This is a genomic window from Pantoea sp. RCC30.1 (assembly GCF_058148845.1).
In genome coordinates, this window is record NZ_JBXUHX010000040.1 from 1 (window position 1) to 24,248 (window position 24,248).

Consider the following 24,248-nt stretch of genomic DNA (forward strand, 5'->3'; position numbering starts at 1 on the left):
GCCTTTGTACTCGACAACTAGCATTCGACCATCGTTAAGCTCACATATAAAGTCTGGGTAAAACTTGTTATGAGCCAGTGGCAGCCAGAATGAAGCTTGATCTCGGCGTACAAGGTTACGAATCCAGTGTTTTACCTCCGGTAGGCCATCTATGGCTTTAGCACACTCGTATTCCTCCCCTGTAGCTTTTAAATCTTCTATAAGGTTCTGCGGAAAGTAATGCTTCTGGAATTTATAGCGACCAGAATAGTAAGGTGGACGAGATGGGTAGTGGCTCGGCTTGAAGTGGTACATGAATTCATCGGATATACACGCTGTACTTTCAGCACTGAACAAACACGCTTGATATCCAGCTCGCTGAGCTTGCTTTCGGTACAAACGGATAAGATCTCGTATAGCACGGGCCAATGGGAACTTATTGCGAACCAAAGCTGTAAGGGTCAAGTTAGGCTTTTGAAGCAGATTTTTGACTAGACGACCCAAGAAGCCAACAAGTTGATGCTGAAGAACATCTGGTTGTCGCAACTCCCTGTCTAGCCAGCGGACGAGATCTTGCTCTGTAACGTCAATAAAACCTTGGTTGAAAGCGATGACTTCCTTTTGATCGGCAACCTTATAAATGAGAGACTTACCGTCCATGTCAATCGCAAAACTATTGCTAGTCTCGTTCATTGCAAAGTTAGTCAATTCAGCTGGGTAGTCGAGCAGATTCCAGCTGTGCGCGTGAAGGAAAACTTCTGATTCAACCAGCTCCAGCTCGCCTTGCTCAAGCATGCATAGATAAGGAAGTAAGCCGAACTTTTCACCACGTTCTGATGGTGCTTTCGTAGCTTCGATTGCCTGATTGTGCACTCGAACATCACGTTCAAAGGCTAGACGCTTCTTCCCCGCTTTTACGTGCTTCGTTAGCACTTTTTGTATGCTTGGTGAGACTTCGCCTGTCACTTTGACTACCGCAGTGTCAGTTTGCTCATCACGAGTCATAGTGATCTGCTTCTTCTCTGACTCAGAAAGCTCTGTTAGATCTGGTAAATCCTCAACCTCTACAACAATAGCAGAAGGTGGTGTCGGTTTTACTTGAGTTTGCTCCTGCTCACCACCGAATAGATCCCCTTGACCACCCGTCGGAGCTTGCTCACGTAAAAATGCGGCGATCTCCATTTCCTCAAAACCCATAGCGATGAGCTTATCCGTCAGCTCTTGAGCTGCTTTTGCAAACTTCGACGTCGCGAGATGCGCATAAGCACGGTTCAAATCTTCAATGGTTCGACGGCGGGCGTAAGGCATACGCAGTACACGGCCAAGTAACTGTTCAGCATCTTTACTAGACGACACTTGCTTCACCGAACAGAACACGTAGGCAAAAGAGCAATCCCAGCCTTCTTTAAGGGCTTCGATCGTAATGATGTATTCAATCGGGCAGTTTTGTTCGAACAGGTTAATTCCATCTAGCTCTCGCTGGCTACCTGTTGCGACCGCAATCTTATCTTCATCAATGTTAAGCTGATTTATAAGATGATCTCTAAGTAACTCGACAGTCACCTCGCCATTTTTGTTTTCAGCTTGGAACAAGGCTATGGGACGAATGTAGTCTTCGTCTTTTTGAGCATCCGTCTGAAGTTTGTTACGAGTTATCACAGCATCCTGAACAGCATCTTGCCAATTCTGATGTTCCGTCAAAACAATCGGCAATTTAATCATCTCTTCGGCTTTCAGCTCGGAAGCCGAAACATGAAACAGAACGTTACTACCGTTTGCGCTAGTGGTGTTTGGTGTAGCGGTAAACTCAATGACAGCGCCAGGATGGACTCGTCTCAACGTATCAAAGGTTAAACTGGTACGAGCATTATGAGCTTCATCCACGATCAAAACTGGCCGATATAGGGCTAATAGGTTGGCAAAAGAGAATTTGATATTACCAATTTCACGACTGCTCAAACCGTTCTCTTGCACATCAGCCTCAGAAACCCTCTCCAGCAGCGGCAAGGAAGGGTGGTTTGCAGGAATCTTGGCAAAGTGCGGCTCAAAGTTTTCGTGATAAGCGTAAACCTTGCGTCCAGAGGTGTCGGAAACTCTTAAGTTAGCTAAAGTCGATACCACTACAATCGCCTTGCTACCTAAGTCCTGTGGACGTATTTGAGTCACTTCATCAATATCGAGCACCAGAACTTGTCGATTGAAAGCAGCATCAAGCTTTTCACGATAAGGGTGACCTGGTGTTTTCAACGCTTCTAATGTTTGCTCGCGAATCGTGATGCTTGGGACTAGCCATAGAGCAATAGGTGCTTCTGTCTCTAGGTAATGACGTGCAGCAACTTCAATAGCATATGAGCCAAGAACAGTTTTACCACCGCCCGTTGGAATACGCATACAAAAGTACGGGACTTGCTCGAAACCATAATCACGGTAAGCGTGTGAAGGAAGTTCTTGTTCTCCCAGAGCTAACTTATACGCATTTTCAACACTTTCACTATTGAGGCAGTGAGAGAGGAAAGATTGCATCACATCAACGGCACGTTGTTGATAACCTTTTAACTTAAACATTCCGTGGGTTCCTTATCAAAGAGTGCCGACGTCGTATGGGATCTGCTTGAAAGTGATGTTCGATTGTTTCAAGCGAGCCTCACCCAAACGGCTTGATTCACCGTAGATCACGATGCGTTCATGTTTGTCGATGTCTTGTAAGTTGTTGAGTACTTTGCTTGTTAGTACATTGCCACCTGCTGGTCGGCGATCACCTAAGATACCGTTATAGAGCAAGTAATATGCAGTATCATTATGAACACCCAGCAATGGGGTATCCGCTTTATTGCCGAGGGGTGTTTTAGTTTCTAAATACCAGATATGCGACGCCAAGGTTGGAAACTTAATGTCGGTATTGAGGCAACCGTATTCGTCGAATACAGCTTCACCTAGTTTATAAAAACGGAAGTTGCCGCCACTTTGCCAGTTATAAGCTTCTGAAATACCGATTTGTTGACCATCAATAACTTTTTTAAGTCTTGGTTGGCAGTGTGTTTTGGCATGTTCACCTATTTCAATACCTATATAGCGACGCTTCATTTTATGAGCAACAGCAACTGTCGTCCCTGATCCCAGAAACGAGTCGAGAACTAAATCTCCCTTATCTGTTGCGATTGATAAAATGTTAGAGAGTAGCTTCTCCGGTTTTGGCGTACCGAACGGCTCCACGTCAGATATTTTTAACTGCTCTTTTTTTCCGTCTTGAGTATGACCAGCATCTTGCCACGACCAAATTGTTAGAGGAACTACGCCGCTATCCTCAACCGAACTCAAATGTCGCTTGAAGGATGGAACCTCATTGGTTTTATTTTTTCCCCACCAGAGCAGGTCATTTTTAACATGCTCTTTATGAAGAACTTGTCCATACGCCCAAACCCGAGTCTTTTTAGGCCAGACTTCCTCTCCTGTGGTTGGATGTATTATTGGGTAATATAAATTTGGTCGTTCATCAGCAGATTTCGCGCAAGTATAATCGCCAGCCTTCCAGTCACCCCTAGGATCTTTATCAGGGTTTTTGTATGCAGAGTTCGATTTATCTGTCCTTGCTAGTTTGTTTGGTCGCCAGATATTTTTGTTTTTTGCATATACAAGGATGTGATCATGATTGTCACTAAACCATATAGCATCATTTGCAGGTGCATATTTTTTTTGCCAAACAACATTACTGACGAAATTTTTCCTACCAAATATTTCATCCATGATTACCTTCAGATAGTGGCTTTCGTTATCATCGATACTGATCCAGATAGAACCCTCTTCGGAAAGCAGCTCCCGCAATAACTCTAAGCGAGGATATATAAGAGACAACCACTTACTGTGCTCTAAGTTATCGTCATAGTGCTCAAAAGCAGACTTTGTGTTGTAAGGTGGGTCAATGTAGATACATTTAACTTTCCCAGCATAATAAGGAATCAAGGCTTTAAGCGCTTCAAGATTATCACCTTGAATCAATAGGTTTTCGTTATCAGCATCGCCGTAGGAGAGTTCTGGTACTTCTTCCAGCAGTCTATAAGTACATTTTTTAGACGTGGTTACAGCTTCGTCTTTGTTAAGCCAATTCAAAATGGGCATCTTAGATCCTCAAATCTTGTCTACGTCTAGGCCAGCGTGTTTCAATCGGCTTGTAAGGTTTCTCATTTTGCTAAATTCGGTGCCATAGCTGGGCTTGAGGCCGACCTCTTCGCAAAACTCTTTCGCCGTAATGTCTTGAAGCTCGTCAGCGTACTTGATCATTTGCAGGTGTAACTCAGCCATGTACTGGTTGCGTGGAGCTCCACTTAATGCCAGACGTATCGCCAGAAAAATCTGCTTTTTCATTCCTATTTCTCAGCTTTTACCTGAACTTGTAGCTAACTTAGCAAAATTAGCTAATTTGTGCTTGATCTTATGTGTCTGTTCTTGTGAATTGGAACAATTAATCCTCAAAACTTGTTACTCGGCAGTTGTGCAACCCTATATCAAAGAGTCAATTCTATATAGCCAAGCCGGAGTAAAAGGAGATTAATTGTAACTATCCCTGCAAAAAGAACCATTCACTTTTAGAGATCTTCCGACATACTGAATATGTTCCCTGAAGGAGATCACTATGCGTAAAGCCTGATTTACTGAACACCAGATTATCGCCGTTCTGAAGTCTGTTGAAGCCGGTCGAACGGTGTAAGATATCTGCCGCAAGGCAGCCATTTCAGAAGCCAGCTATTACAACTGGAAAGCGAAATATGGCGGAATGGAAGCTTCTGCTATCGGAAAAATCAAAGACCTGGAAGATGAGAACCGGCGTCTTAAACAGATGTTCGCTGATCTGAGTCTTGAGAGTCGTGCACTGAAAGACGTTATCGAAAAAAACTTTAAAAACAGAGATAAAGCGTGAGCTCGCACATTATCTGATCTCGCAGTTTACAATGAGCACACGTCAGGCATGCAGGGCATTGTCACCGAGCAGGACAGTATTTTTCTATCCGCCAGATACCCGGCGTGACGAACCCGTAGTTCAGGCGTTGACTGAAGCGGCTGAACGTTATCCGCGATACGGCTTTAAGAAGCTTTTTCAGGTCATTCGTAGGCAGGGAAATGTCTGGAACCATAAACGTGTTCACCGAATTTACTGTCTGTTAAAACTGAATTTTCGTCGTAAGGGGAAGCAACGTCTGCCGGTGCGTAATCCGGTACCTTAGCTACACCGGAGGCCCTAAACCAGAGCTGGTCGATTGATTTTTTGCACGACGCGTTGACATGCGGCGCCATTTTCGGACTTTTAATGTTGTTGATGACTTTAACCGTGAAGCTTTGGCTATCGAAATAGATCTGAATATCCCAGCGCAACGTGTCGTTCGGGTGTTGGACAGAATAGTGGCAAACCGTGGATATCCACTGAAGTTACGGATGGATAACGGACCGGAACTGATATCATTGACTCTAGCGCAGTGGGCAGAAGAGTATGGTGTGGTGCTAGAATTTATCAAGCCGGGTAAACCAACACAAAACGCATTTATAGAAAGGTTTAACCGAACATAACGGACCGAAATACTGGATTCTTATCTATTCAGAACACTGAATGAGGCACGGGAAATAACGGAGCGCTGGCTAAATGAATACAACAGCGAGCGACCTCAGGAATCCCTGAGTAACCTGACACCGGAAGAATACCGGTTGATGGCTGAAAAATCGGTGAGCTCAAAAAGTACGTGGAACTAACCCAGGGATACTTACAGTAAGGCCAGAGTCTGTAGTAAGTGCAAAGCTCCTTCAAGAGATAGAAAAAATGAAAGCATTTGCAATAATCCAAATTGCAACTATCACTTAAAAATATGTAGTAAATGTGGACGACCAATGAAAAAAAGACAAGGAAAATATGGTCATTTTTGGGGATGTACAGGGGACGGTATAAAAACGATCAGTGCAAAAATACAGATTTATTTGTATCGAGCAATAAACCAGATTAAATAAACATTTATTTAAACTTGTTACATTGCTGTGCGCAAATATTCAACTAAGTTCAGCTTTGCCTGTTCATCTAATTCATTAAACAGGCAAACAAGCTCTGCACTCAGATCATCCTCACAAAAAAAGTAACTCAGCGGAACCTCAAGCTCACTCGCCAGCTTCTTGAGCATATCTATATCTGGGATATGCCGCCCCTTTTCGTAATGATTCATACGTCCGCTAGCCGAGCCTTCATCCATACCAGCTCTGATCCCCAAGTCCTTTTGGGACAAACCGGCTTTTTTTCTGGCCTGCCTGAGTCGTTCTGGGAAGGGGTTATTCTGCAAAGTATTTTCATCATCTGACGTCTCGGATGCTTAGATTGTCTAAGTTTCTCTCACTCCTGTATACTTAGCAATCCTAAGTTTTTAGCCTGTGAGTTTTTACCGATATGAACCAAGGGATCTCATTCAGCAGCAGTAAAAAATTTCGTCATATTTTGAACCAGCTCAGAAATCATAAAGTACTACGCAGTCAATTGATTAGTATAGCAATTACTGAGTTTCAACTCACGGAGAAACAGGCTGCAGGGCTGATTGACCGTGGTATCTATCAGCTAAGGCATCAAGGCCTTGTAAAGGCAGATGGGAAGGTAAAAAATATTAGTTACCAGTTTTCCTTTGGTGTGATAAATCATCCACCACTTCATGTCGTTAATGATGCAACGCTTTTGCTCTCTTCTGAAAAGAAAAAATTAGAAAAAGAATTGGCGCAGATCCGCTACGAGCTGGAGGCCTATCAAGAGTTTCTGGAAAAAATACCGAAAAAAAAGCTTAAAATAATGAGATTACAACAAGATACTGCTGAAAAACTAAATCAGCTAAATGGCAAGCTACAAGCAGTTAACCAGCTGTTATCTCTGTAAACAAAGGAGGATGCCAAATAGAGGACATCCTTCTTTGTCTAGGGTCTTGCTATGCGGCATAGCATATTTTTTTACTACACGAAGTAATATCAACCTCAGCATCAAATGCGATCAGTCTTCACTCTGCCTTTTTACTGACTTTTTTACTGCAGTTTTTTTATAGGAGGCCTTACCTAATCCTCTAAGCCCATCAAAACGGATATTGTCCACTTGATGAATAAACTCGTGCAAACCATCAACCATTGGTTGCATAAACTGACTATACTTGATTTTTTTCTCAGAAATCGCTTCTAGTTGGGACTCCCAATGTGCAGTCATATCTGGCTTGGTCATGGCTTCCGGCAGGGACAGAATCAATCGTCGGCCAATATCCGTAGCATGAATTTCTTTGCCTTTTTTGGTCAGATAGTCGCGTTTAAATAACAACTCAATGATGCCTGCTCTGGTCGCTTCTGTTCCCAATCCATCGGTTTCTCTAAGTACCTTTTTAATCGCTCTGTCAGTCACGTATCTGGCAATGCCCGTCATAGCTGATAGTAAAGAAGCATCGGTAAAGTGGCGTGGCGGTGAAGTCTGTTTTTCATCGAGCTTGCCATCAACACAGAGTACCCCCTCCCCTTTGATAACATTTGGCAATCTTACAGCTGAAAACTCGGGATCTTCAGACGATGATTTCCTCTCCGGCAATAGTGCCTTCCAGCCTTTATCCACAACCTCTTTCTGCCTGCTGATAAACAATCCGCCACCGACTTCGGTATCGATCTGCTTTTCTTGATATTGAAAAGGTGGATAGAACTGCATCAGATACTGTCTGGCAACCAGTTCATAGATGTTCTGCTCATCAAGCGACAGACGACTCGTATCAACCCCACGACTGGTCGGGATAATCGCATGGTGCGCACTGACCTTATCATCATTCCACGCCTTAGATTTGACTGACAGATCGGCAATTTCAACAGCTGTCGCCAGTCCTGGGACGGTTTTAGCGATCGCTTGAGTGACTCTATGTATATCGCCAAAGTGTCCGCTGGGTAGATAGCGACAATCTGAACGAGGATAGGTAATCAGCTTATGTTTCTCATATAGCTGCTGGCACACATCCAGCGTCTTCTGGGCATTGACATTAAAACGTCTAGAAGCATCGATTTGCAGTGCGGACAAGTTATAGGGTAATGGCGGGGCTTGTTTCGCACGTTCTTCGGTTACAGCAACCACGGTTCCTTGCTGGCCTGTTACCTTCTTTAACACGGTTTCAGCCAGCTTTTTCAGTATCAGTCGCCCCTCTTCATCCATATAGGGTTCACAGGCGGCACTCGGTTTCCATTTTGCTGTATAAATTTGGTCTTTATCGGTTTTAAGATCGATAAACACTTCATAAAAGGGTTTAGAGACAAAATTCTCGATTTCTAAATCACGATTAACGACCAAACCTAATACCGGCGTCTGAACCCGTCCTACAGACAGCACACCGTTATAACCCGATGACTGCCCTCTTAAGGTACATAAACGGGTCATATTGATACCATAGAGCCAGTCAGCGCGTGCACGCGCTAATGCTGAAGTAGCCAGAGGGATAAAGTCGATATTGCGGCGTAGATCATTTAACGCACGTTGAATAGCATCAGCGTTCATATCGTTAATTAAACAGCGCTTAGCTGCTTTACGTTTCTCTTTTGGGACACCGCAATAATTGATAATCTCATCAACCAGAATTTGCCCGACCCTATCGGGGTCGCCCATATTGACCAGCACATCTGCTTCGTTAATCAATTTTTTTATAACGTTGAATTGCTTCTGCGTGGCAGGCTTTACAGAGTGTTTCCACTCTATTGGCACTATAGGTAAATGCTCTCTGCGCCACTTTTTAAAGTCAGGGTTATAGGCACCAGGCTCAGCCTGTTCGAGTAAATGGCCAATACACCAAGTCACCACATCACCGTTTGCGGTTCTAATAAACCCGTCCCCTTTTTGATGTGGTTTAGGCAGAACATCAGCAACTGCCCTGCCCACACTTGGTTTTTCAGCTATGTACAAAATCACTGACTTCTCCTGCTGCTTATATCAACAACCCTGAGTGCTGATACTTCCCTTTCCAGATCCTCGATCTTATCTAATGCTTCGAACAAAGAGAATTCTAACTGAGCATTTTTAGCAATAATCTTATCGCAGAAGGCTTTGATATCGTCTCGTTGAGACCTGTAACGCTCTTTTAACTCGTGTTGTTTGTCCCTTTGTACGCGCATTTTATCCACCGAGGCTTTACCTGACTCGATAGTAGACACTGCGTTATCGAGCTTTCTTTCGTGAATAGCTCTTTTAGCTTTCTGGACAAACTCATCGTAGTAGTAGATCCCCCCCGAACTCAGACCCGCTTCCTGATTGATACGGCTCAGACTTACTCGCCCATCGTGGGGAGTCCGCTTCGGGACGCCGTTCAACAAACGTTCAAGTGCCCGTTCAAGCCTGATTATGGTCTGTTTACCTCGGTCCGAGAGAGTCTCTTCATCAATCATTAATAGATATCCTTTTTATTAAAAGCAACATGCTCAAGATGATGCTCTGATAAAACCTGCTCAATTGCCCTGATTTCGTAAAATAATTTCGAGGTAACATTCGGCATATCCAGCCCAAGAGATTCAATATCATTATATTTTATAATTAACTTTTCTCTGATATTAACGAGTGTTTTTGCCTTGTCTTTTGTGACAATTTTATACTGGCAAGTCGTCATATCACAAATTCGGTCACAATCTGGGTTAGTGCAGTATCCTCCAGGGTGTTCAACTATCGAAAGCCGACCATCCTGAACTTGCTTACGAATTTCTTCTCGATTTAGGTAGATACGCGTGTCACCCTCAGCCCTAAGGTTTTTAATTCTTTTCCCTTCATGACCAGCTAATGTTTCAGCTTCATTATAAATATGGTAAAAAACATCTGTCATATAGTTCTGGTTTTCACCCGCAATTTCATACTGTAGATCTTTGTCAATCATCATATCAACATAAGAAGCGATATTGGCCTGATTGGCATACCAAGATGTCATGGCTATATTCATATGCTTAAATTGATACTTAATATCGAGTAGAGAAGCCAACTTATTACGCACCAGATAAACAGCAAATGTCCGACGAAATGCATGGGGATGAACCTTCAACATTTGTCCAATTTTAAGCTCACCTTTTCTTGAGGGGTTTAGTAAGTCGAACTCTTGGACATCCTTTTTTGTAGCACGATATCCAATGGATTTAACGAAGGTGTTAAGAGAATGGGCTAATGATTGTTTTCCAACCTCAGGTCGATGTCCTCGCATATAGGGAAGCGTAACAAATAAGCTGTCTACCTTTTCAAGAAAAGCATTTCTTTCATCAGGATGTACTATTGAATCCGCTTTTGCTCTCCACTTTTCACGCGCAAAGCTAAATGCATCCCAAAGCAGTAAGATAGATTTTTTAACACTCGGTATCGTTACCCATGAGGTGTGTCGTGCTACCCCTCCTGCATTAGGTTTGGTATCAAGACCATGCAAAACAGGAACTGTCATACCTGCATATTTCTTCTCTTGATAGGAATAAATATCAAAAGACTTTATCTCACTATCCCGACAGCCAGTAAATGCCGCAATCACGGTATAACAGGCTCCACGGAGCCAGGATAACCATGAGCCGCTATAGTCAAATTGAATATCAATGTTTTTTGGTAGCTGTTTAATATTCTTAAGTGCATATCTTCTTGCGGAAATATTAGACTTATAGCGTTTTGATAATTCTAAATACTCAGACACATAATCATCATAGCATGAAGATATTTCATTTCTATAAGGATAATAAGCTTCAACAACGCTCAGTGCCTCACCATAATATTTAGACGCAACAGATTCTGGAATGCATACTGCTTGTGAGACTGATGCACCACTCACAGATAAATATAATGCTAGCTCTTCGTTATTCTTTATCTCTCTGGTTATTACTTCTGCATTACGCAAATGAGATAAAAAAATAAGATTATTCTTCCATGTTTTAAACTTTAAGCTTTTACTTTTGGCTTCAACTAATAACCGCCTAAAACCCTCATCATCATCAATAAAGTCATATGATATTCCATTACATCTAGTGATGCATTTTTCAAAAATAACAGCACCCTCAATGATATTTTTAATAGCACTTTTTTTGGACTTTAAGCTATCATTTGATATCACCTTGTGAACTAGGTATTTTATTGTCGACTTGAAAGTACCAGATAATCTGGAGAAAGAAACGTTAAAGCCTAATGACCATAAATACCACTTATCAGAACCATAGTAGCTATATGGATTGCCTTCAGTGTCAAAAGAAACGATCAGATCATCATAAATATTATTACTATCAATAAATTTCAAAACTTCTTTCATCAGTAAATACCCAGCATTAATTCCAGGTCATTCGTATCCAGCCAAAGGGGATGCACTCCATCCAAATACTTATCATAGGCCCTCTTATACACCGCAGCATGCTCCTTTTTCATTCTTTCTATGATGACCTGAATAGTATTATTTACCTTATTCAGTAAGTTTGATGGCCGGGAGTTAATAGCAGGCCTTGTCACTGTTTCCAGAATAACATCATTAAAAGAGAGTAAAAGCCAGATATCATCAACCTCAGCAATAATAGCGTGGTGCCTGCATCCATAACACTCAAGGAATTTATGACAAGCCACCACATCATGATTTTCAGCCAGACCATTTTTGACCAGTAGCTCTTTTACTTTTATCGCTTTATCCTTAAATGCTCCACCGCATCTTAAGCCATTGGTCAACTTTTTAAATTTCTTGCTGGCTTCGCTCTCTTTAAGCGGGTCGTGGTACAGGAATGCACTCTCAGTGATGGCCTTATCTAACGGCTTTCCCAGGGCAGTCTGCTCTCTGATATATAGTGCGGAAGCCAGTGAGAATTCTGTGGTGACACGGTTACCATCTGCATAATGTTTTGCAACCGTTTCAACGGAATTATTTAGCCCCTGGGAAACAAAGAACACACTCTCTGTTGCTCTCATAATCAGTGAGGCTTTCGTCTTTCTAAAACGTTGGCTACTCAAGGCAGGTAGTCCAAGATCAACAATAGTTTTATTTAAGACACTCATGTTACTATCAGTCATATATAATTTATTATTAATTGATGGATTAGGAAATAAAAAACTATTTTCATCTTTATTTATTTTTTTGCTAACACTAATCCAACTTTCAAAAAAAGATCTCGCATCCTTAGTAAAGCCGACATCAATTTCATTCGTTCGCCCTGACTGCCTTCCTTTTTTTGTGTTTAATTTATACGTTTTTCTATTAAGATCTTTAAATAGACCTTCGCTGAAGTCAGATAATCTTAACTTTAATAACGATGACGCATTTGTACCTGTATAGAAACATGTCATAAAATAGGCTACCCTAACTAAGTCAGATAACCATACAGTATCACTATTTTTATATGAGACTGTTCTCTCTGTTGATGTCTTATTTTTATATTTATGATTACCTGCTAGATCTTTTAGTTCATAAAGAGGAAAAGCTTTAGGCTTAGTACCATTTTCAAGATGCGCAGCATAACATATATATATAGTTTGCAATGCATAAAAAAGCTCTTTAACTTCGCCATCAGTATAAGGAGTAACACTCTGCGTATCTGCCGGAAAAGAAATAAACATGCTTTCACATTTTTTATATAGTTCATAGTCCATAGCTTTCAATAAAGCTTTTATGGAATTTTGACGACCGGATAATGTTTTCCCTTTATTTCCTTGATTATGTGAGCTAACAAGATTTTTTATATACATTGATATTGTGTCAACGCAGAAAGCATTCTTGATTTTTTGTTCATCTGTCATTTTTAAGAAACGTACAGTTTCATTAAAAACATTTACTTTAGTCCGATCTGTTGCATCTAAACTGTGTATTGCATTACAAATACGTACTACAAGTGATTGTCGATTAGCATAAACAAAATTCGGTTTATCAATTGTAATATTTATATTATTGTCAGTAATAGAAATATTAGGGCAATTTTCGTAGAGTAAACGCTCAAAATTTGCAGAGCGATCTTGATCTTTTATAAATTTATCTCGTAAGCTAAGATGAATTACTGTATCAGTATCAATGTTAGATGTCGTTACTGTTTTGCGTTTATTCTCTTTTAAAAACGCCATAATTATTTATCACTCTTGAGAATAATATTTAATGCTTTCTCATGCACTTCATTAGCCGTCATTGTTTCTTCCTCACAGAATTTTAGGTAACCCAGTAAGGTCGCTCTACTTTTATGTCCCATCACTGATTGCAAGTAATCAAGCGTTTTTCCCTCCTTTAGCCCAGCATTTAATAATTCTTTCAGCCTTTCTACTGCATAGGTTGAACGTAAATTATGAAACTTATGACTAAAATTGGGTAACTCTTTTCTAACCGCATTTCTTATTTCACACCATCTGGCATCCAGTGTTTTAGCGGCATAGGGCTTACCGTTTTGATTTAGCAATAATGGTGGGTTATCTTTATGTTCAGGATAAAGTTCTTGATATCTATTTCTACGCTTAATATATTTAGATGAATTAATATAATCATACAGGGTCTGCATTAATTCAGCGGGGATCTCAGCAGTACGTATTGTCCCATTTTTGGTTTCAACACCTTGTCGGGGATCAAGCAGTAATCCCTCAGTATTGATAAGATATTTTTTCTTGAGCTGTTCAGCATCTGGCTTATAAATCTCTTTTGCTCTGAGCGTTATAATTTCAGACCTTCTCAGGCCAGAGTATCGACTCAGTTCAATGGCAAGTTTACATTCCTCAGACAGGGGAACCTCATTCCCCTTACCCGCACTATTTGAAATACCCATACCAGTAATTTTGTATACTGACTCTACGGCCTGCCATTCTTTACTGCTTAATGGAATAAGTTTTCGTGATAATCCAAAATGGCGGGTATCACTGGGCAGTTTCAATCTTAAATCCGTTGTATCCACATGAATAAAATTATTTTTCATATATTCATGGGATGAATTTCTATGTAACCGTACCACTTCATATTTAAAGGGAGGATAGGCAAAAAACTGATCTCGAGCCAGATAGAATTTATAAAAATTAATCACTGATCCCATATAGCTGTTAGCGGTACTGCGCGCCAACTCACCCCGTTTGAACATCTCTCGCAAACGCTTGCGAAAGGCATAGGTGGGACGTAGCCTGATAGAGATTGGCATCTCATCCCAAGACATGCCAATCTCATTAAGAAAGGTAAAGTAATGCAGTAAAGCCTGAGCCTGGGTATTAACCTCTTTTTTACGCAAATTAGCTTTTAAATGAATCAACCAATTATTGACGACCCTGATACTGCTACCGTCTTCCGTAAATAACAGCGGCAGCTTGCCTAAGTGCTGACCTGTACCTTTAAAGTCAATCGAAAATTCGCCAGTGTCAGTATTAATTTCCCTTCTGATTTCCTGATCAACAACAAAGTCAGGAAGTTCCCAAAGCACGATCCCCATAAGATTACCCGCCGGATGATTTCACAAGTTCATAGATTATCTACGTAACAATCTAACTCAATGAGAACATCGTAACAGTACGCGATCCGGGTCACCGGCATGAACCACTTCACTCGCCTGCGCCAGCAAACCCTCAACCACTTTCAGCTGCTTAGCTACAGAAGGACGGGGTTTCAGCTGCCACTTTTCCGGAATGATCGGCAGATCGGCCAGCGACCAGCGCGCATAACGGCTGTCATAGCTGTCGGGTTGCGCCTGCTCCAGAAGATGGCCTACACACCAGGTGACGATCTGATCGTTGCCGCAGGCAATGAATCCATCACCACGTCGATGCGGTTTCGGCAGCACATCTGCGATAGCACGCCCAAGGCTCGGTTTTTCCGCAATAAACAAACGCATTGAATCAGGACATCCTTAACATCAGAGGAACACAGTGATAACCGGTTTTCGCTGTCGGTTGGAATCTCGCGGGCTATGTTAGCCTGGCTGGTCTTCTGGCGTAAGCATGACGCGCGGTGTTAGCGATCGTTCGCACAGGAACCGTGCAAAAGGCAGGGCTGAAAAGCACCCTGCCGGAACCGGACAGGCAGATCAGAAGTAACGGACGAAAGGCGCAGTGTCTGGCGGGAGCACCGTAGTGCTGGATTTCAGTTGCGGGGTGCCCAGATAGAGGAAGCCGACGATGGCATCCTGCTCGCGGCAGCCAAAGCCCTGGCGGACCTGCTCGTCATCTGTCCAGGCACCGCTGCGCCAGATACCGTTATAGCCCTGAGCCACTGCCGCCATCTGCATCGCCATCACGGCGCAGCTGGCCGAGGCGATCTGTTCCCAGCGCGGCACTTTGTGGTGCTCTTCGCAATGTGCCACCACCGTGATGATCATCGGCGCGCGGAACGGTGCCTGGCTCGCTTTATTAATCGCCTTTTCATCCAGCTGGTTATCGCGTGCCGCCTTCTCCAGCAACTGACTCATTCGGTCGCGGCCTTCATTTTCAACAATGATAAAGCGCCAGGGTTGCAGCGTGCCGTGATCCGGGGCGCGCATGCCCGCCCGCAGGATATTTTCCAGTGCCTCGCCCGCGGGTGCCGGCTCAGTCAGGCGTGAGGCCGAACGTCGATTGACCAGTAATTCCAGTGCGTCCATGTTTCTCTCCCGATCTCTGTAATGTTGCAGTTATCCTGGCACAGGCAGATTTTTTGTAACAGTGCGCAGTGATTTCCTGCTGACTTTTAACACGCTGCTCTTTAGGATGAGCTCGTCGGGGAAGTCTGGTCCGCGCGGCGGCCACTTCCTGCTACATATTTATGGAGAGTCTGATGCGCACATTGTGGCGAATAATTGCAGGTCTGTTCCGCTGGAGCTGGCGGGTATTGAATTTTATCAGGGAATTTATTCTGAATATTTTCCTGATTTTATTGATTGTGGTAGGTGTAGGGATCTGGTTGCAGGTCAGCGGATCGGGCGGCAGTTCAGCGCCGATTCAGCAAGGCGCACTGAAAGTCGATCTTAGCGGTGTGCTGGTGGATAAACCCTCAGTGAGTAACCGTCTGAGTAAAATCGGCCGCCAGTTGCTGGGTGCCAGCAGTGATCGTTTACAGGAAAACTCGCTGTTTGATGTGGTCGACGCAATTCGCCAGGCGAAAGGCGATAGCAACATCAAAGGCATGGTGCTCGACTTACGTGAATTTGCTGGTGGCGATCAGCCTTCACTCCAGTACGTAGGCAAAGCGCTGCGTGAATTCCGTGACAGCGGCAAGCCAATTTATGCCCTGGGCGACAGCTACAGCCAGCCGCAATACTATCTTGCCAGCTATGCCACTAAAATCTATCTGTCGCCACAGGGCACCGTGGATCTGCATGGTTTCGCCACCAACGGGCTCTATTACAAAACGCTGCTGGATAAGCTGAAAGTGACCTCGCACGTCTTCCGTGTCGGGACCTATAAATCAGCGGTTGAGCCGTTCCTGCGTGATGATATGTCCCCTGCTGCACGGGATGCTGACAGCCGCTGGGTCGGTCAGCTGTGGCAGAACTACCTGAACACCGTGGCAGCCAATCGCCAGATTACTCCGGAACAACTCTTCCCAGGCGCGGCGGCAATTATTGCCGGATTAAACGCGGTGAAAGGCGATACCGCGCAATATGCGCTGGATAATAAGCTGGTCGATGCGCTGGGTTCCCGTGCAGCGGCCGATGAAGAGCTGGTTAAAACCTTTGGTCTGGATAAACAGAGTAACGATTACCGAAGCGTCAGTATCTATGATTACAGCGTGAAACAGGCTTCCTCGCAGCAGGATGGCAACATCGCCGTCGTCATGGCCAGTGGTGCCATCATGGATGGCGAAGAGACGCCGGGCAACGTCGGTGGCGATACCACAGCGGCTCAGATCCGCGATGCACGTCTCGATCCGAAAATCAAAGCGATCATTCTGCGGGTGAACAGCCCGGGTGGCAGCGTGACGGCTTCGGAAGCGATTCGTGAAGAGCTGGCGGCGGCTCAGGCCGCTGGCAAACCGATCGTGGTTTCAATGGGCGGAATGGCGGCATCCGGCGGTTACTGGATCTCAACGCCAGCCAGCTACATCGTGGCGAACCCGAGCACACTAACCGGCTCGATTGGTATCTTCGGCGTGATCAATACGCTGGAGAACAGTCTGGACAGCATTGGAGTTCACACGGACGGCGTTGCCACCTCCCCGCTGGCGGATATCTCCACCACCAAAGCGTTGCCAACGGAAGTTCAGCAGATGATGCAGCTGACCATCGAAAATGGCTACCGCAACTTTGTGGGTCTGGTGGCGAAGTCACGTCATAAAACCCCAGAGCAGATTGATGCCATTGCGCAGGGTCACGTCTGGACTGGCAGCGATGCCAAAGCCAACGGTCTGGTTGATGCGCTGGGTGACTTCGATGATGCCGTGAAAAAAGCAGGTGAGCTGGCGAAAGTCAGTAAGCCGATGCTGAGCTGGTATCAGGATGATCCGAGCTTCCTGGATATGATGCTGAGCCAGATGAACGCCTCTGTGCAGGCGGTATTACCGGATACGCTGAAAGCCTGGCTGCCCGCGCCGATGCTGGATGTCATGAGTGCCATGAAAGCCCAGCCGGGTCTGTTCGACAAGCAGAACGATCCTCAGAACCGTTACGCCTTCTGCCTGAACTGCGGCGAAGTGCGATAAACCTCTCAGCCCGGCCGCTGGTCGGGCTGCTTTTCCCCGCTATTCCCCTTATACTGCGCGTTTTATGGCGAGTCTGAGTTCTCTAATGCAAAAGAAAAACATCTACGTAGCCTACACTGGCGGGACAATCGGTATGCAGCGCTCGGCGCAGGGCTATATTCCGGTCTCCGGACACCTGCAAGAGCAGCTGGCAAATATGCCCGAGTTCCACCGCCCCGAGATGCCTGATTTCACCATCCATGAATATCAGCCGCTTATCGACTCTTCCGACATGACCCCGGAAGACTGGCAGTCTATTGCCGAAGATATCCGCCACAACTACGATCGCTACGATGGTTTTGTCATTCTGCATGGCACTGACACTATGGCGTTTACCGCCTCCGCGCTCTCCTTTATGCTGGAAAATCTGGCCAAGCCGGTCATCGTGACCGGGTCGCAGATTCCACTGGCAGAGCTGCGCTCAGATGGTCAGCAGAATCTGTTAAATTCGCTCTATGTAGCGGCCAACTACCCGATCAGCGAAGTGTCACTTTTTTTCAACAACACCCTCTATCGCGGTAACCGTACCACCAAGGCTCATGCCGACGGCTTCAACGCCTTTGCTTCGCCAAACCTTTCTGCGCTGCTGGAAGCAGGCATTCATATTCGCCGCCTCAATACGCCACCTGCCCCGTCAGGTCAGGGTGAACTGAAGGTTCACACCATTACGCCTCAGCCTATTGGCGTAGTGACCATCTATCCGGGAATTTCAGCAGACGTGGTGCGTAACTTCCTGCGTCAGCCGGTAAAAGCCTTGATCCTGCGCTCTTATGGTGTGGGTAACGCGCCACAGAACAAGGAATTCCTGGCAGAACTCCAGCAGGCCAGTGAGCGTGGCATCGTAGTGGTGAACCTCACGCAGTGTATTTCTGGCAAGGTAAATATGGGCGGATACGCCACCGGCAATGCGCTGGAAGAAGCTGGCGTGATCAGCGGATTTGACCTGACGGTGGAAGCCGCGTTAACCAAGCTACACTTTTTACTCAGCCAGGATCTTTCGAGCGATCAAATCCGCGCAAAGATGCAGCAGAATTTACGCGGCGAACTGACCGAAGACTGAAACGGAGCAACATGTAATGAAGCGGGCACTCATCATTATTGATATTCAGAACGATTTTTGCCCCGGCGGCCCGATGGCAGTCCATGAGGGCGACCACACGGTCGAGGTGGCTAATCGTTACGCGCGACTGTTCCGTGAAAACGGGGAATGCGTACTGGCCCTGCAGGACTGGCACCCGGCCGATCACGGCAGCTTTGCCTCGGTCTCCGGTGAGCCAGTCTACACGCTGGGCGAATTGAATGGTCTGGCGCAGATCTGGTGGCCCGATCACGGCATTCAGGGCTCGACGGGGGCGGACTTCCATCCAGGTCTGGATCGTTCACTGTTTGATGCGACGTTCCATAAAGGTGAAGACCAGGATGTCGACAGTTACAGCGCCTTTTTTGACAACGGTCATCGTCGTAAAACCGAGCTTGACAGCTGGCTGCGTGAGCGTGGGATTACCCATCTGGTGATGCTGGGGCTGGCGACGGACTACTGCGTGAAATATAGCGTGCTGGATGCCCTGGAGCTGGGGTATCACGTTGAGGTGGTGAAAGAGGGTTGCCGCGGCGTAAATCTTAGTCCTGAGGACAGTGAGATCGCCTTTGCCCAGATGACTGCTCAGGGCGCGATTTTGATTTAAAAATGGAGCTGGCATTACGCCAGCTTTTTTTATGCAGTCAGTGCAGGTGGATGCGGGTCACATCGGGATCGATGCCGAACTCTTCTTTCAGCTCTTTTTTCGACTTCATCACCATTTCGCCACCTTTGCCAATGGTCATGTGCTGTGGCGCGTCGTTGTGCCTCGCCTGCCACATCATTACCAGCTGCAGGCAATTGTCGCGCTGCTCCTGAGTCAGTGCCACGCCATCCGGCCACTTACCAATCTCAACCGCCGTCGCCAGCCGCTGATAGACTTCAGGCGTCATTGACGCAAGCATTGCTTCAAGTTGTTCCTTCATCGCCGTTACCCTTTGGTCTGTTCGCCCTGCTCGTCGGTAAAATTCAGCGAGGCGGAGTTAACACAGTAGCGTTCGCCGGTCGGCTGCGGGCCATCAGGGAAGACATGCCCCAGATGCGCATCGCAGCTGCCACAGCGGATCTCAACACGCTGCATGCCGTGTGAATTATCTTCGATGTAGCGAATCGCATCATCACTGACTGGCTCATAGAAACTGGGCCAGCCACAGCCAGAATCATATTTAGTCTCTGAAAGAAAAAGTGGCGCCTCACAGACCAGGCAGTGGTAGATCCCTTCCTGCTTGTTGTGCAGCAGTGCGCCGCTGTAAGGCGGTTCCGTTCCGCGCTGCTGTGTCACATAACGCTGCATTTCTGTCAGCTCGGCGATTTTTGCGTCGGGTGCGGTGTCTTTAGCCATTTTTAGGATTCCGGGGAAGTGCCATTCTGAAAAATTCGACTATTATTCTAACAAATGATCAACATTACCGGGTCTTTTTTTGTGCTCACCCTTTCATGCCGTCCATCGCAAAGCGTATTTGTGACATCGATCACCTTTTATCCCGGGCATCCCTATATATTCGGCGATTGATTCGACGAAACGCGATAACATTGGCGGCGCGCAAGCGGTTGCGCATCGAATTATTCCTATCAGGCGAATTGACCTGTCGCAACAATTGACACGATTCCGCTTGACGCCTGGTAAGGTTTTTGTAATTTTACAGGCAACCTTTTATTCACTAACCAATAGCTGGTGGAATATATGACTATCAAAGTAGGTATCAATGGTTTCGGCCGTATCGGTCGCATCGTTTTCCGTGCTGCTCAAAAGCGTTCTGACATCGAAATCGTTGCTATCAACGACCTGCTGGACGCGGATTACATGGCGTACATGCTGAAGTATGACTCTACTCACGGTCGTTTCGACGGCACCGTAGAAGTTCAGGATGGCGCTCTGGTCGTTAACGGTAAAAAAATCCGTGTTACCGCTGAACGTGATCCGGCGAACCTGAAGTGGAATGAAGTAGGCGTTGACGTTGTTGCTGAAGCAACCGGTATCTTCCTGACAGACGAAACCGCGCGTAAACACATTACCGCAGGTGCTAAGAAAGTCGTTCTGACCGGTCCATCTAAAGATGACACCCCAATGTTTGTTCGTGGTGCAAACTTCGACAAATATGATGGACAGGATATCGTTTCTAACGCTTCCTGTACCACCAACTGCCTGGCACCGCTGGCAAAAGTCATCAACGACAAGTTCGGCATCGTTGAAGGTCTGATGACCACTGTTCACGCTACCACTGCTACCCAGAAAACCGTTGATGGCCCGTCTCACAAAGACTGGCGCGGCGGCCGCGGTGCATCTCAGAACATCATCCCTTCATCAACTGGCGCAGCTAAAGCCGTTGGTAAAGTTCTGCCAGAGCTGAACGGCAAACTGACCGGTATGGCATTCCGCGTACCTACCCCTAACGTTTCCGTTGTTGACCTGACCGTACGTCTGGAAAAAGCGGCTTCTTACAAAGAAATCTGTGCTGCAATCAAAGCGGCTGCAGAAGGTGAGATGAAAGACGTTCTGGGCTACGTTGAAGATGACGTGGTTTCTACCGACTTCAATGGCGAAATCCTGACTTCAGTGTTTGATGCTAAAGCCGGTATCGCGCTGAACGACAACTTTGTGAAACTGGTTTCCTGGTACGATAACGAAACTGGCTACTCAAACAAAGTTCTCGACCTGATTGCACTGGTTTCTGCTAAATAAGGCAGCCAGACATCATTGAGAATAAGGGTGACTTCGGTCGCCCTTTTTTTATACGCACAGGAAGGAATCGAACATGCAAGATAAGCTGTTTTCTCTGCCGGTGGTGAACCAGATCTCCCCTTACCTCTCTCAGCGTCAGGTGGGTGAACTCCCGGTGATTGTCATCAGTCACCCTAAGGTGCGGGCAGCAGTCACTCTGCAGGGCGCGCACCTGATTGCCTGGCAACCGAGCGGCGAAAAGCCGATACTCTGGCTGAGCGATAAGAGTCTCTTCTCACCGGGTAAAGCGATTCGTGGCGGCGTACCCATCTGCTGGCCGTGGTTTGGCCCGGCTGGCGTTCCGGCACACGGTTTTGCCCGTGTTCAGCCGTGGAAGCTGACTGCGCATGATGAGAATGAAGATGGCGTGATGCTGACGCTGGTACTGGAGAGCAACGCACAGACGCTGAAGATCTGGCCGCATGAGTTTACCCTGATTGCCCGCTTCCGCCTGGGCCAGCATTGTGAGATCGAGCTGGAAGCCTATGGCGACTATGAAGCCACAGCAGCGCTGCACAGCTACTTCACCGTCAGCGATATTAATGGTGTTGAGGTCTCCGGTCTGGGCAACAGCTATATCGACAAAGTGAATAACGGCGAGGTTGCCAGCAGCGACGGCAAGCAACGTTATCCCGGACGCATCGATCGTATCTATACCGCAGCAGAAGATTGCTCGGTTATTAATGATACAGCGGGTGAACGGCAGATTGAGGTCTATCACCATCATCATAGTGACGTTGTCACGTGGAATCCTGGTGTGGAACTTTCCTGCAGCATGTCGGACATGGCGAATGAAGGTTACAAAACCATGGTCTGCGTCGAGACAGCGCGCATCAACAAACCGTTACGCAGCGCGGGTGAAAAGCCGGCAAGGCTGGCCACGACGTTCCGCCTCAAAAAGAAAGCCGCAGCCAGCGACAAAGTTAACGGCTAAACAATATCCAGCGGCAACTTATGCTGTGGCGCTGGCCAGGCGCGATCGATGAGCTGCAGATCCTCAGCGGTCAGTTCCACCTCCAGCGCCGCCGCATTTTCCTGAACATGAACCACAGAGCTGGCTTTAGGAATGGCAATCACCCCAGGCTGGCGAATCACCCAGGCCAGCAGGAGTTGCGCTACGCTGATGCCCTTCTGCTGTGCAATCTGAGTCAGTACCGGGTCGGTGAACAGTGAGTCACGCAACCGTCCCGCCTGTGCCAGTGGACAATAGGCCATCACCGGCATCTCACGCTGCTGACACGCCGGCAGCAGATCAAATTCAATGCCGCGTGATGCCAGATGGTAGAGCACCTGGTTGGTCGCACACTCATTCCCTTTCGGTTCATCCCACAGTTCGGCCATATCCTCTGTGTCAAAATTCGAGACGCCCCAGTGACGGATCTTACCCTGCTGCTGCAGACGTTCCATGGCGCGCAGGGTCTCTTCCAGTGGGACATTGCCGCGCCAGTGCAACAGATAGAGGTCAAGATAATCGGTCTGCAGGCGGCGCAGGCTGCGCTCACAGGCTTCGATGGCATCCACTTCGCCTGCATTCCACGGATAGACTTTTGACACCAGCAGAGCCTTGTCGCGACGCCCCAGCAGGGCCTGCCCGACCACCTCTTCGGCTCCGCCTTCCGCATACATTTCGGCGGTATCAATCAGCTGCAAACCAAACTCAAGACCCGCCTGAAGCGCAGCGACTTCACCGGCACGCTGCGCCGGGTTTTCTCCCATATACCAGGTACCCTGGCCAATAACCGGCAGGTCGTTGAAGCCAGAAAAGTTAATTGTGTTGCGCATTCTGCTCTCCCGCCCCATTCCAGGGCCCTGTAAAAGAACAGAGGGCAATAAATGCCCTCTTTTGGTGCGTATGAAGTGTTATCAGAAGGTGTAGCTGATGCCCGTCCAGATTAACGCCTGCCCGCTTTTATCGATCATCGGGCTGTCTTTGATTTCACTGCTGAAGCTGACGTACCGCCCTGTAAGGCTGGCATTCCACTGTGGCGCAATCTGATAGCTGGCATTCAGCTCAACATAAGGTGACCAGCTGTCATCCGGCTTATAACGGCTGATGCCGGTACGGGCGCTTTCGTGCGCTGAAACACCATAATAATAACGGTTTTGATTGGCGCTGTTCCAGACAGCACCAATGCCCGGCGTCAGGCTGAAGTCACCCATCTGGAAGCGATAAAGATAAGTCAGGTCCCACATCATTCCATTGCTGTTGTTAAGAACATCACCCAGCAGTGAAGTACGGACAATCCCCCAGTCAGCAGTGTGACGGTAGGTTGCGCCACCCATTAGCGTCATGCGGCGTTTATCCAGCCCTTTCATGTCACCCAGGTCGTTGTCACTCGGTTTGTACTCCTGCGGTGAACCCAGCAGCGTCAGCGACAGCTGGTTCTGGGGATCTTTCCACAGATAGTACCCGCCCTGAAGGCTGCGGAACCAGAAGTCTTCACCCTCATAATTGATCACCGGAAGTGGGATATACCGGTCCTGACCGCCGCGATAAGGTGACTCAGCGTAGATTAACGACGCGCCCAGAGAAAGCGGTGCGGCAATAGCCTGTGAAGTCAGTAAATAACAAGGCAGAAGTGCAACAAGCGTCTTAAATTTGAATTGGTTCACAATTTATTCATTCCGTAAATATAACAATCAAACAGGAAGTCTAACGTTTTTTTACGAATGGATTAACTTATATCGAATGACTTTAAGTTACTTATCGATGAAAGTGGCATCAAAGGTTAAAAACAAGTTAAGTTAAAGCATCACCCATATGAACTCATCTCACAACAACGCGAATTACTCTTGATCTCCCCCTCAATCACCCAAACCCGTGGAGGAAATTTCCTAGAAGCCATCTACAGTT

General features: G+C 46.4%; 20 protein-coding genes and 2 pseudogenes. 7 read left to right on the top strand and 15 right to left on the bottom strand.

Going from position 1 to position 24,248, the window contains the following annotated elements; translation table 11 throughout:
- The 3 genes from AC2LB6_RS21995 to AC2LB6_RS22005 all read right to left on the bottom strand — a co-directional run.
- Positions 1-2,544 (bottom strand): DEAD/DEAH box helicase (locus AC2LB6_RS21995; protein WP_490095135.1); only part of this gene is annotated, 2,544 nt, incomplete at its 3' end.
- A gap of 15 nt (positions 2,545-2,559) precedes the next feature.
- On the bottom strand, positions 2,560-4,095 hold the full coding sequence (locus AC2LB6_RS22000; protein WP_490095136.1) for a site-specific DNA-methyltransferase: 1,536 nt from the start codon (positions 4,093-4,095) through the stop codon (positions 2,560-2,562).
- Positions 4,096-4,104: 9 nt separating this feature from the next.
- Positions 4,105-4,341, bottom strand: coding sequence for an HTH-like domain-containing protein (locus AC2LB6_RS22005; RefSeq protein ID WP_490095137.1), 237 nt, complete (start codon positions 4,339-4,341; stop codon positions 4,105-4,107).
- A 298-nt stretch (positions 4,342-4,639) separates the two neighbouring features.
- Between AC2LB6_RS22005 and AC2LB6_RS22010 the strand changes: the two are divergent.
- A pseudogene (locus AC2LB6_RS22010) lies at positions 4,640-5,718 on the top strand (IS3 family transposase).
- A 269-nt stretch (positions 5,719-5,987) separates the two neighbouring features.
- Here the strand turns inward: AC2LB6_RS22010 and AC2LB6_RS22015 are convergent.
- A complete protein-coding gene (locus AC2LB6_RS22015) occupies positions 5,988-6,293 on the bottom strand; it encodes a helix-turn-helix domain-containing protein (RefSeq protein ID WP_490095138.1) in 306 nt (101 codons plus the stop codon).
- Positions 6,294-6,397: 104 nt separating this feature from the next.
- Between AC2LB6_RS22015 and AC2LB6_RS22020 the strand changes: the two genes are divergently transcribed.
- Positions 6,398-6,871, top strand: coding sequence for a hypothetical protein (locus AC2LB6_RS22020; RefSeq protein ID WP_490095139.1), 474 nt, complete (start codon positions 6,398-6,400; stop codon positions 6,869-6,871).
- Between the two features lie 111 nt (positions 6,872-6,982).
- On the opposite strand, the gene AC2LB6_RS22025 is transcribed toward AC2LB6_RS22020, so the two are convergent.
- The 7 genes and pseudogenes from AC2LB6_RS22025 to AC2LB6_RS22055 all read right to left on the bottom strand — a co-directional run bounded on the left by AC2LB6_RS22025 (position 6,983) and on the right by AC2LB6_RS22055 (position 15,519).
- Positions 6,983-8,911, bottom strand: a complete 1,929-nt coding sequence (locus AC2LB6_RS22025; RefSeq protein WP_490095140.1) for a DNA topoisomerase III — start codon at positions 8,909-8,911, stop codon at positions 6,983-6,985.
- Positions 8,908-9,384 carry a hypothetical protein gene (locus tag AC2LB6_RS22030; RefSeq protein ID WP_490095141.1) on the bottom strand — a complete coding sequence of 159 codons (477 nt, stop codon included), beginning with the start codon at positions 9,382-9,384 and terminating at the stop codon, positions 8,908-8,910. The genes AC2LB6_RS22025 and AC2LB6_RS22030 overlap by 4 nt, the downstream gene beginning before the upstream one ends.
- Positions 9,384-11,258: a site-specific integrase gene (locus tag AC2LB6_RS22035; RefSeq protein ID WP_490095142.1), complete on the bottom strand. Its 1,875-nt coding sequence runs from the start codon at positions 11,256-11,258 to the stop codon at positions 9,384-9,386. Before AC2LB6_RS22035 ends, AC2LB6_RS22030 begins: the two co-directional genes overlap by 1 nt.
- A complete protein-coding gene (locus tag AC2LB6_RS22040) occupies positions 11,258-13,042 on the bottom strand; it encodes a hypothetical protein (protein ID WP_490095143.1) in 1,785 nt (594 codons plus the stop codon). Before AC2LB6_RS22040 ends, AC2LB6_RS22035 begins: the two co-directional genes overlap by 1 nt.
- 2 nt (positions 13,043-13,044) lie before the next feature.
- Entirely contained in the window at positions 13,045-14,376 is a 1,332-nt protein-coding gene (locus AC2LB6_RS22045; protein WP_490095144.1) for a tyrosine-type recombinase/integrase, read from the bottom strand.
- 81 nt (positions 14,377-14,457) lie between these two features.
- Positions 14,458-14,775, bottom strand: a pseudogene (locus AC2LB6_RS22050) (toprim domain-containing protein); the annotation flags it as partial.
- Positions 14,776-14,967: 192 nt separating this feature from the next.
- A complete protein-coding gene (locus AC2LB6_RS22055; RefSeq protein ID WP_490095145.1) occupies positions 14,968-15,519 on the bottom strand; it encodes an NAD(P)H nitroreductase in 552 nt (183 codons plus the stop codon).
- Positions 15,520-15,692: 173 nt separating this feature from the next.
- Here AC2LB6_RS22055 and sppA point away from each other — a divergent pair, with 173 nt between their 5' ends.
- From sppA to pncA, 3 genes are all read left to right on the top strand, one after another.
- Positions 15,693-17,555 carry a signal peptide peptidase SppA gene (gene sppA / locus AC2LB6_RS22060; RefSeq protein WP_490095146.1) on the top strand — a complete coding sequence of 621 codons (1,863 nt, stop codon included), beginning with the start codon at positions 15,693-15,695 and terminating at the stop codon, positions 17,553-17,555.
- An 85-nt stretch (positions 17,556-17,640) separates the two neighbouring features.
- Positions 17,641-18,654, top strand: a complete 1,014-nt coding sequence (gene ansA, locus AC2LB6_RS22065) for an asparaginase (protein ID WP_490095147.1) — start codon at positions 17,641-17,643, stop codon at positions 18,652-18,654.
- A gap of 16 nt (positions 18,655-18,670) precedes the next feature.
- Entirely contained in the window at positions 18,671-19,279 is a 609-nt protein-coding gene (gene pncA, locus AC2LB6_RS22070) for a bifunctional nicotinamidase/pyrazinamidase (protein ID WP_490095148.1), read from the top strand.
- A gap of 37 nt (positions 19,280-19,316) precedes the next feature.
- Here pncA and AC2LB6_RS22075 read toward each other — a convergent pair whose 3' ends face one another.
- Positions 19,317-19,598, bottom strand: a complete 282-nt coding sequence (locus tag AC2LB6_RS22075; protein WP_003852750.1) for a YeaC family protein — start codon at positions 19,596-19,598, stop codon at positions 19,317-19,319.
- A 5-nt stretch (positions 19,599-19,603) separates the two neighbouring features.
- Positions 19,604-20,014: a peptide-methionine (R)-S-oxide reductase MsrB gene (msrB, locus tag AC2LB6_RS22080; RefSeq protein WP_490095149.1), complete on the bottom strand. Its 411-nt coding sequence runs from the start codon at positions 20,012-20,014 to the stop codon at positions 19,604-19,606.
- A gap of 342 nt (positions 20,015-20,356) precedes the next feature.
- Here msrB and gapA point away from each other — a divergent pair, with 342 nt between their 5' ends.
- Together gapA and AC2LB6_RS22090 are read left to right on the top strand one after the other, a co-directional pair.
- Entirely contained in the window at positions 20,357-21,355 is a 999-nt protein-coding gene (gene gapA, locus AC2LB6_RS22085; RefSeq protein WP_340278380.1) for a glyceraldehyde-3-phosphate dehydrogenase, read from the top strand.
- 73 nt (positions 21,356-21,428) lie between these two features.
- Positions 21,429-22,328, top strand: coding sequence for a D-hexose-6-phosphate mutarotase (locus AC2LB6_RS22090; RefSeq protein ID WP_490095150.1), 900 nt, complete (start codon positions 21,429-21,431; stop codon positions 22,326-22,328).
- On the opposite strand, the gene AC2LB6_RS22095 is transcribed toward AC2LB6_RS22090, so the two are convergent.
- Entirely contained in the window at positions 22,325-23,176 is an 852-nt protein-coding gene (locus AC2LB6_RS22095) for an aldo/keto reductase (protein WP_490095151.1), read from the bottom strand. The genes AC2LB6_RS22090 and AC2LB6_RS22095 overlap by 4 nt on opposite strands.
- Before the next feature lie 81 nt (positions 23,177-23,257).
- The gene (locus AC2LB6_RS22100; protein ID WP_490095152.1) at positions 23,258-24,007 is read right to left on the bottom strand and encodes a MipA/OmpV family protein; all 750 of its coding nucleotides are present in this window, start codon (positions 24,005-24,007) and stop codon (positions 23,258-23,260) included.
- Positions 24,008-24,248 lie beyond the last annotated feature (241 nt).

Excerpts from the sequence above, each read along its gene's own strand:
- AC2LB6_RS22005 (WP_490095137.1), bottom strand. The coding sequence starts at position 4,341 with ATGAAAAAGCAGATTTTTCTGGCGATACGTCTGGCATTAAGTGGAGCT.
- AC2LB6_RS22030 (WP_490095141.1), bottom strand. The coding sequence starts at position 9,384 with ATGATTGATGAAGAGACTCTCTCGGACCGAGGTAAACAGACCATAATC.
- AC2LB6_RS22045 (WP_490095144.1), bottom strand. The coding sequence starts at position 14,376 with ATGGGGATCGTGCTTTGGGAACTTCCTGACTTTGTTGTTGATCAGGAA.
- gapA (WP_340278380.1), top strand. The coding sequence starts at position 20,357 with ATGACTATCAAAGTAGGTATCAATGGTTTCGGCCGTATCGGTCGCATC.
- AC2LB6_RS22090 (WP_490095150.1), top strand. The coding sequence starts at position 21,429 with ATGCAAGATAAGCTGTTTTCTCTGCCGGTGGTGAACCAGATCTCCCCT.
- AC2LB6_RS22095 (WP_490095151.1), bottom strand. The coding sequence starts at position 23,176 with ATGCGCAACACAATTAACTTTTCTGGCTTCAACGACCTGCCGGTTATT.
- ansA (WP_490095147.1), top strand. The coding sequence starts at position 17,641 with ATGCAAAAGAAAAACATCTACGTAGCCTACACTGGCGGGACAATCGGT.
- msrB (WP_490095149.1), bottom strand. The coding sequence starts at position 20,014 with ATGGCTAAAGACACCGCACCCGACGCAAAAATCGCCGAGCTGACAGAA.
- AC2LB6_RS22020 (WP_490095139.1), top strand. The coding sequence starts at position 6,398 with ATGAACCAAGGGATCTCATTCAGCAGCAGTAAAAAATTTCGTCATATT.
- pncA (WP_490095148.1), top strand. The coding sequence starts at position 18,671 with ATGAAGCGGGCACTCATCATTATTGATATTCAGAACGATTTTTGCCCC.
- AC2LB6_RS22055 (WP_490095145.1), bottom strand. The coding sequence starts at position 15,519 with ATGGACGCACTGGAATTACTGGTCAATCGACGTTCGGCCTCACGCCTG.
- AC2LB6_RS22000 (WP_490095136.1), bottom strand. The coding sequence starts at position 4,095 with ATGCCCATTTTGAATTGGCTTAACAAAGACGAAGCTGTAACCACGTCT.
- sppA (WP_490095146.1), top strand. The coding sequence starts at position 15,693 with ATGCGCACATTGTGGCGAATAATTGCAGGTCTGTTCCGCTGGAGCTGG.
- AC2LB6_RS22075 (WP_003852750.1), bottom strand. The coding sequence starts at position 19,598 with ATGAAGGAACAACTTGAAGCAATGCTTGCGTCAATGACGCCTGAAGTC.
- AC2LB6_RS22040 (WP_490095143.1), bottom strand. The coding sequence starts at position 13,042 with ATGGCGTTTTTAAAAGAGAATAAACGCAAAACAGTAACGACATCTAAC.
- AC2LB6_RS22035 (WP_490095142.1), bottom strand. The coding sequence starts at position 11,258 with ATGAAAGAAGTTTTGAAATTTATTGATAGTAATAATATTTATGATGAT.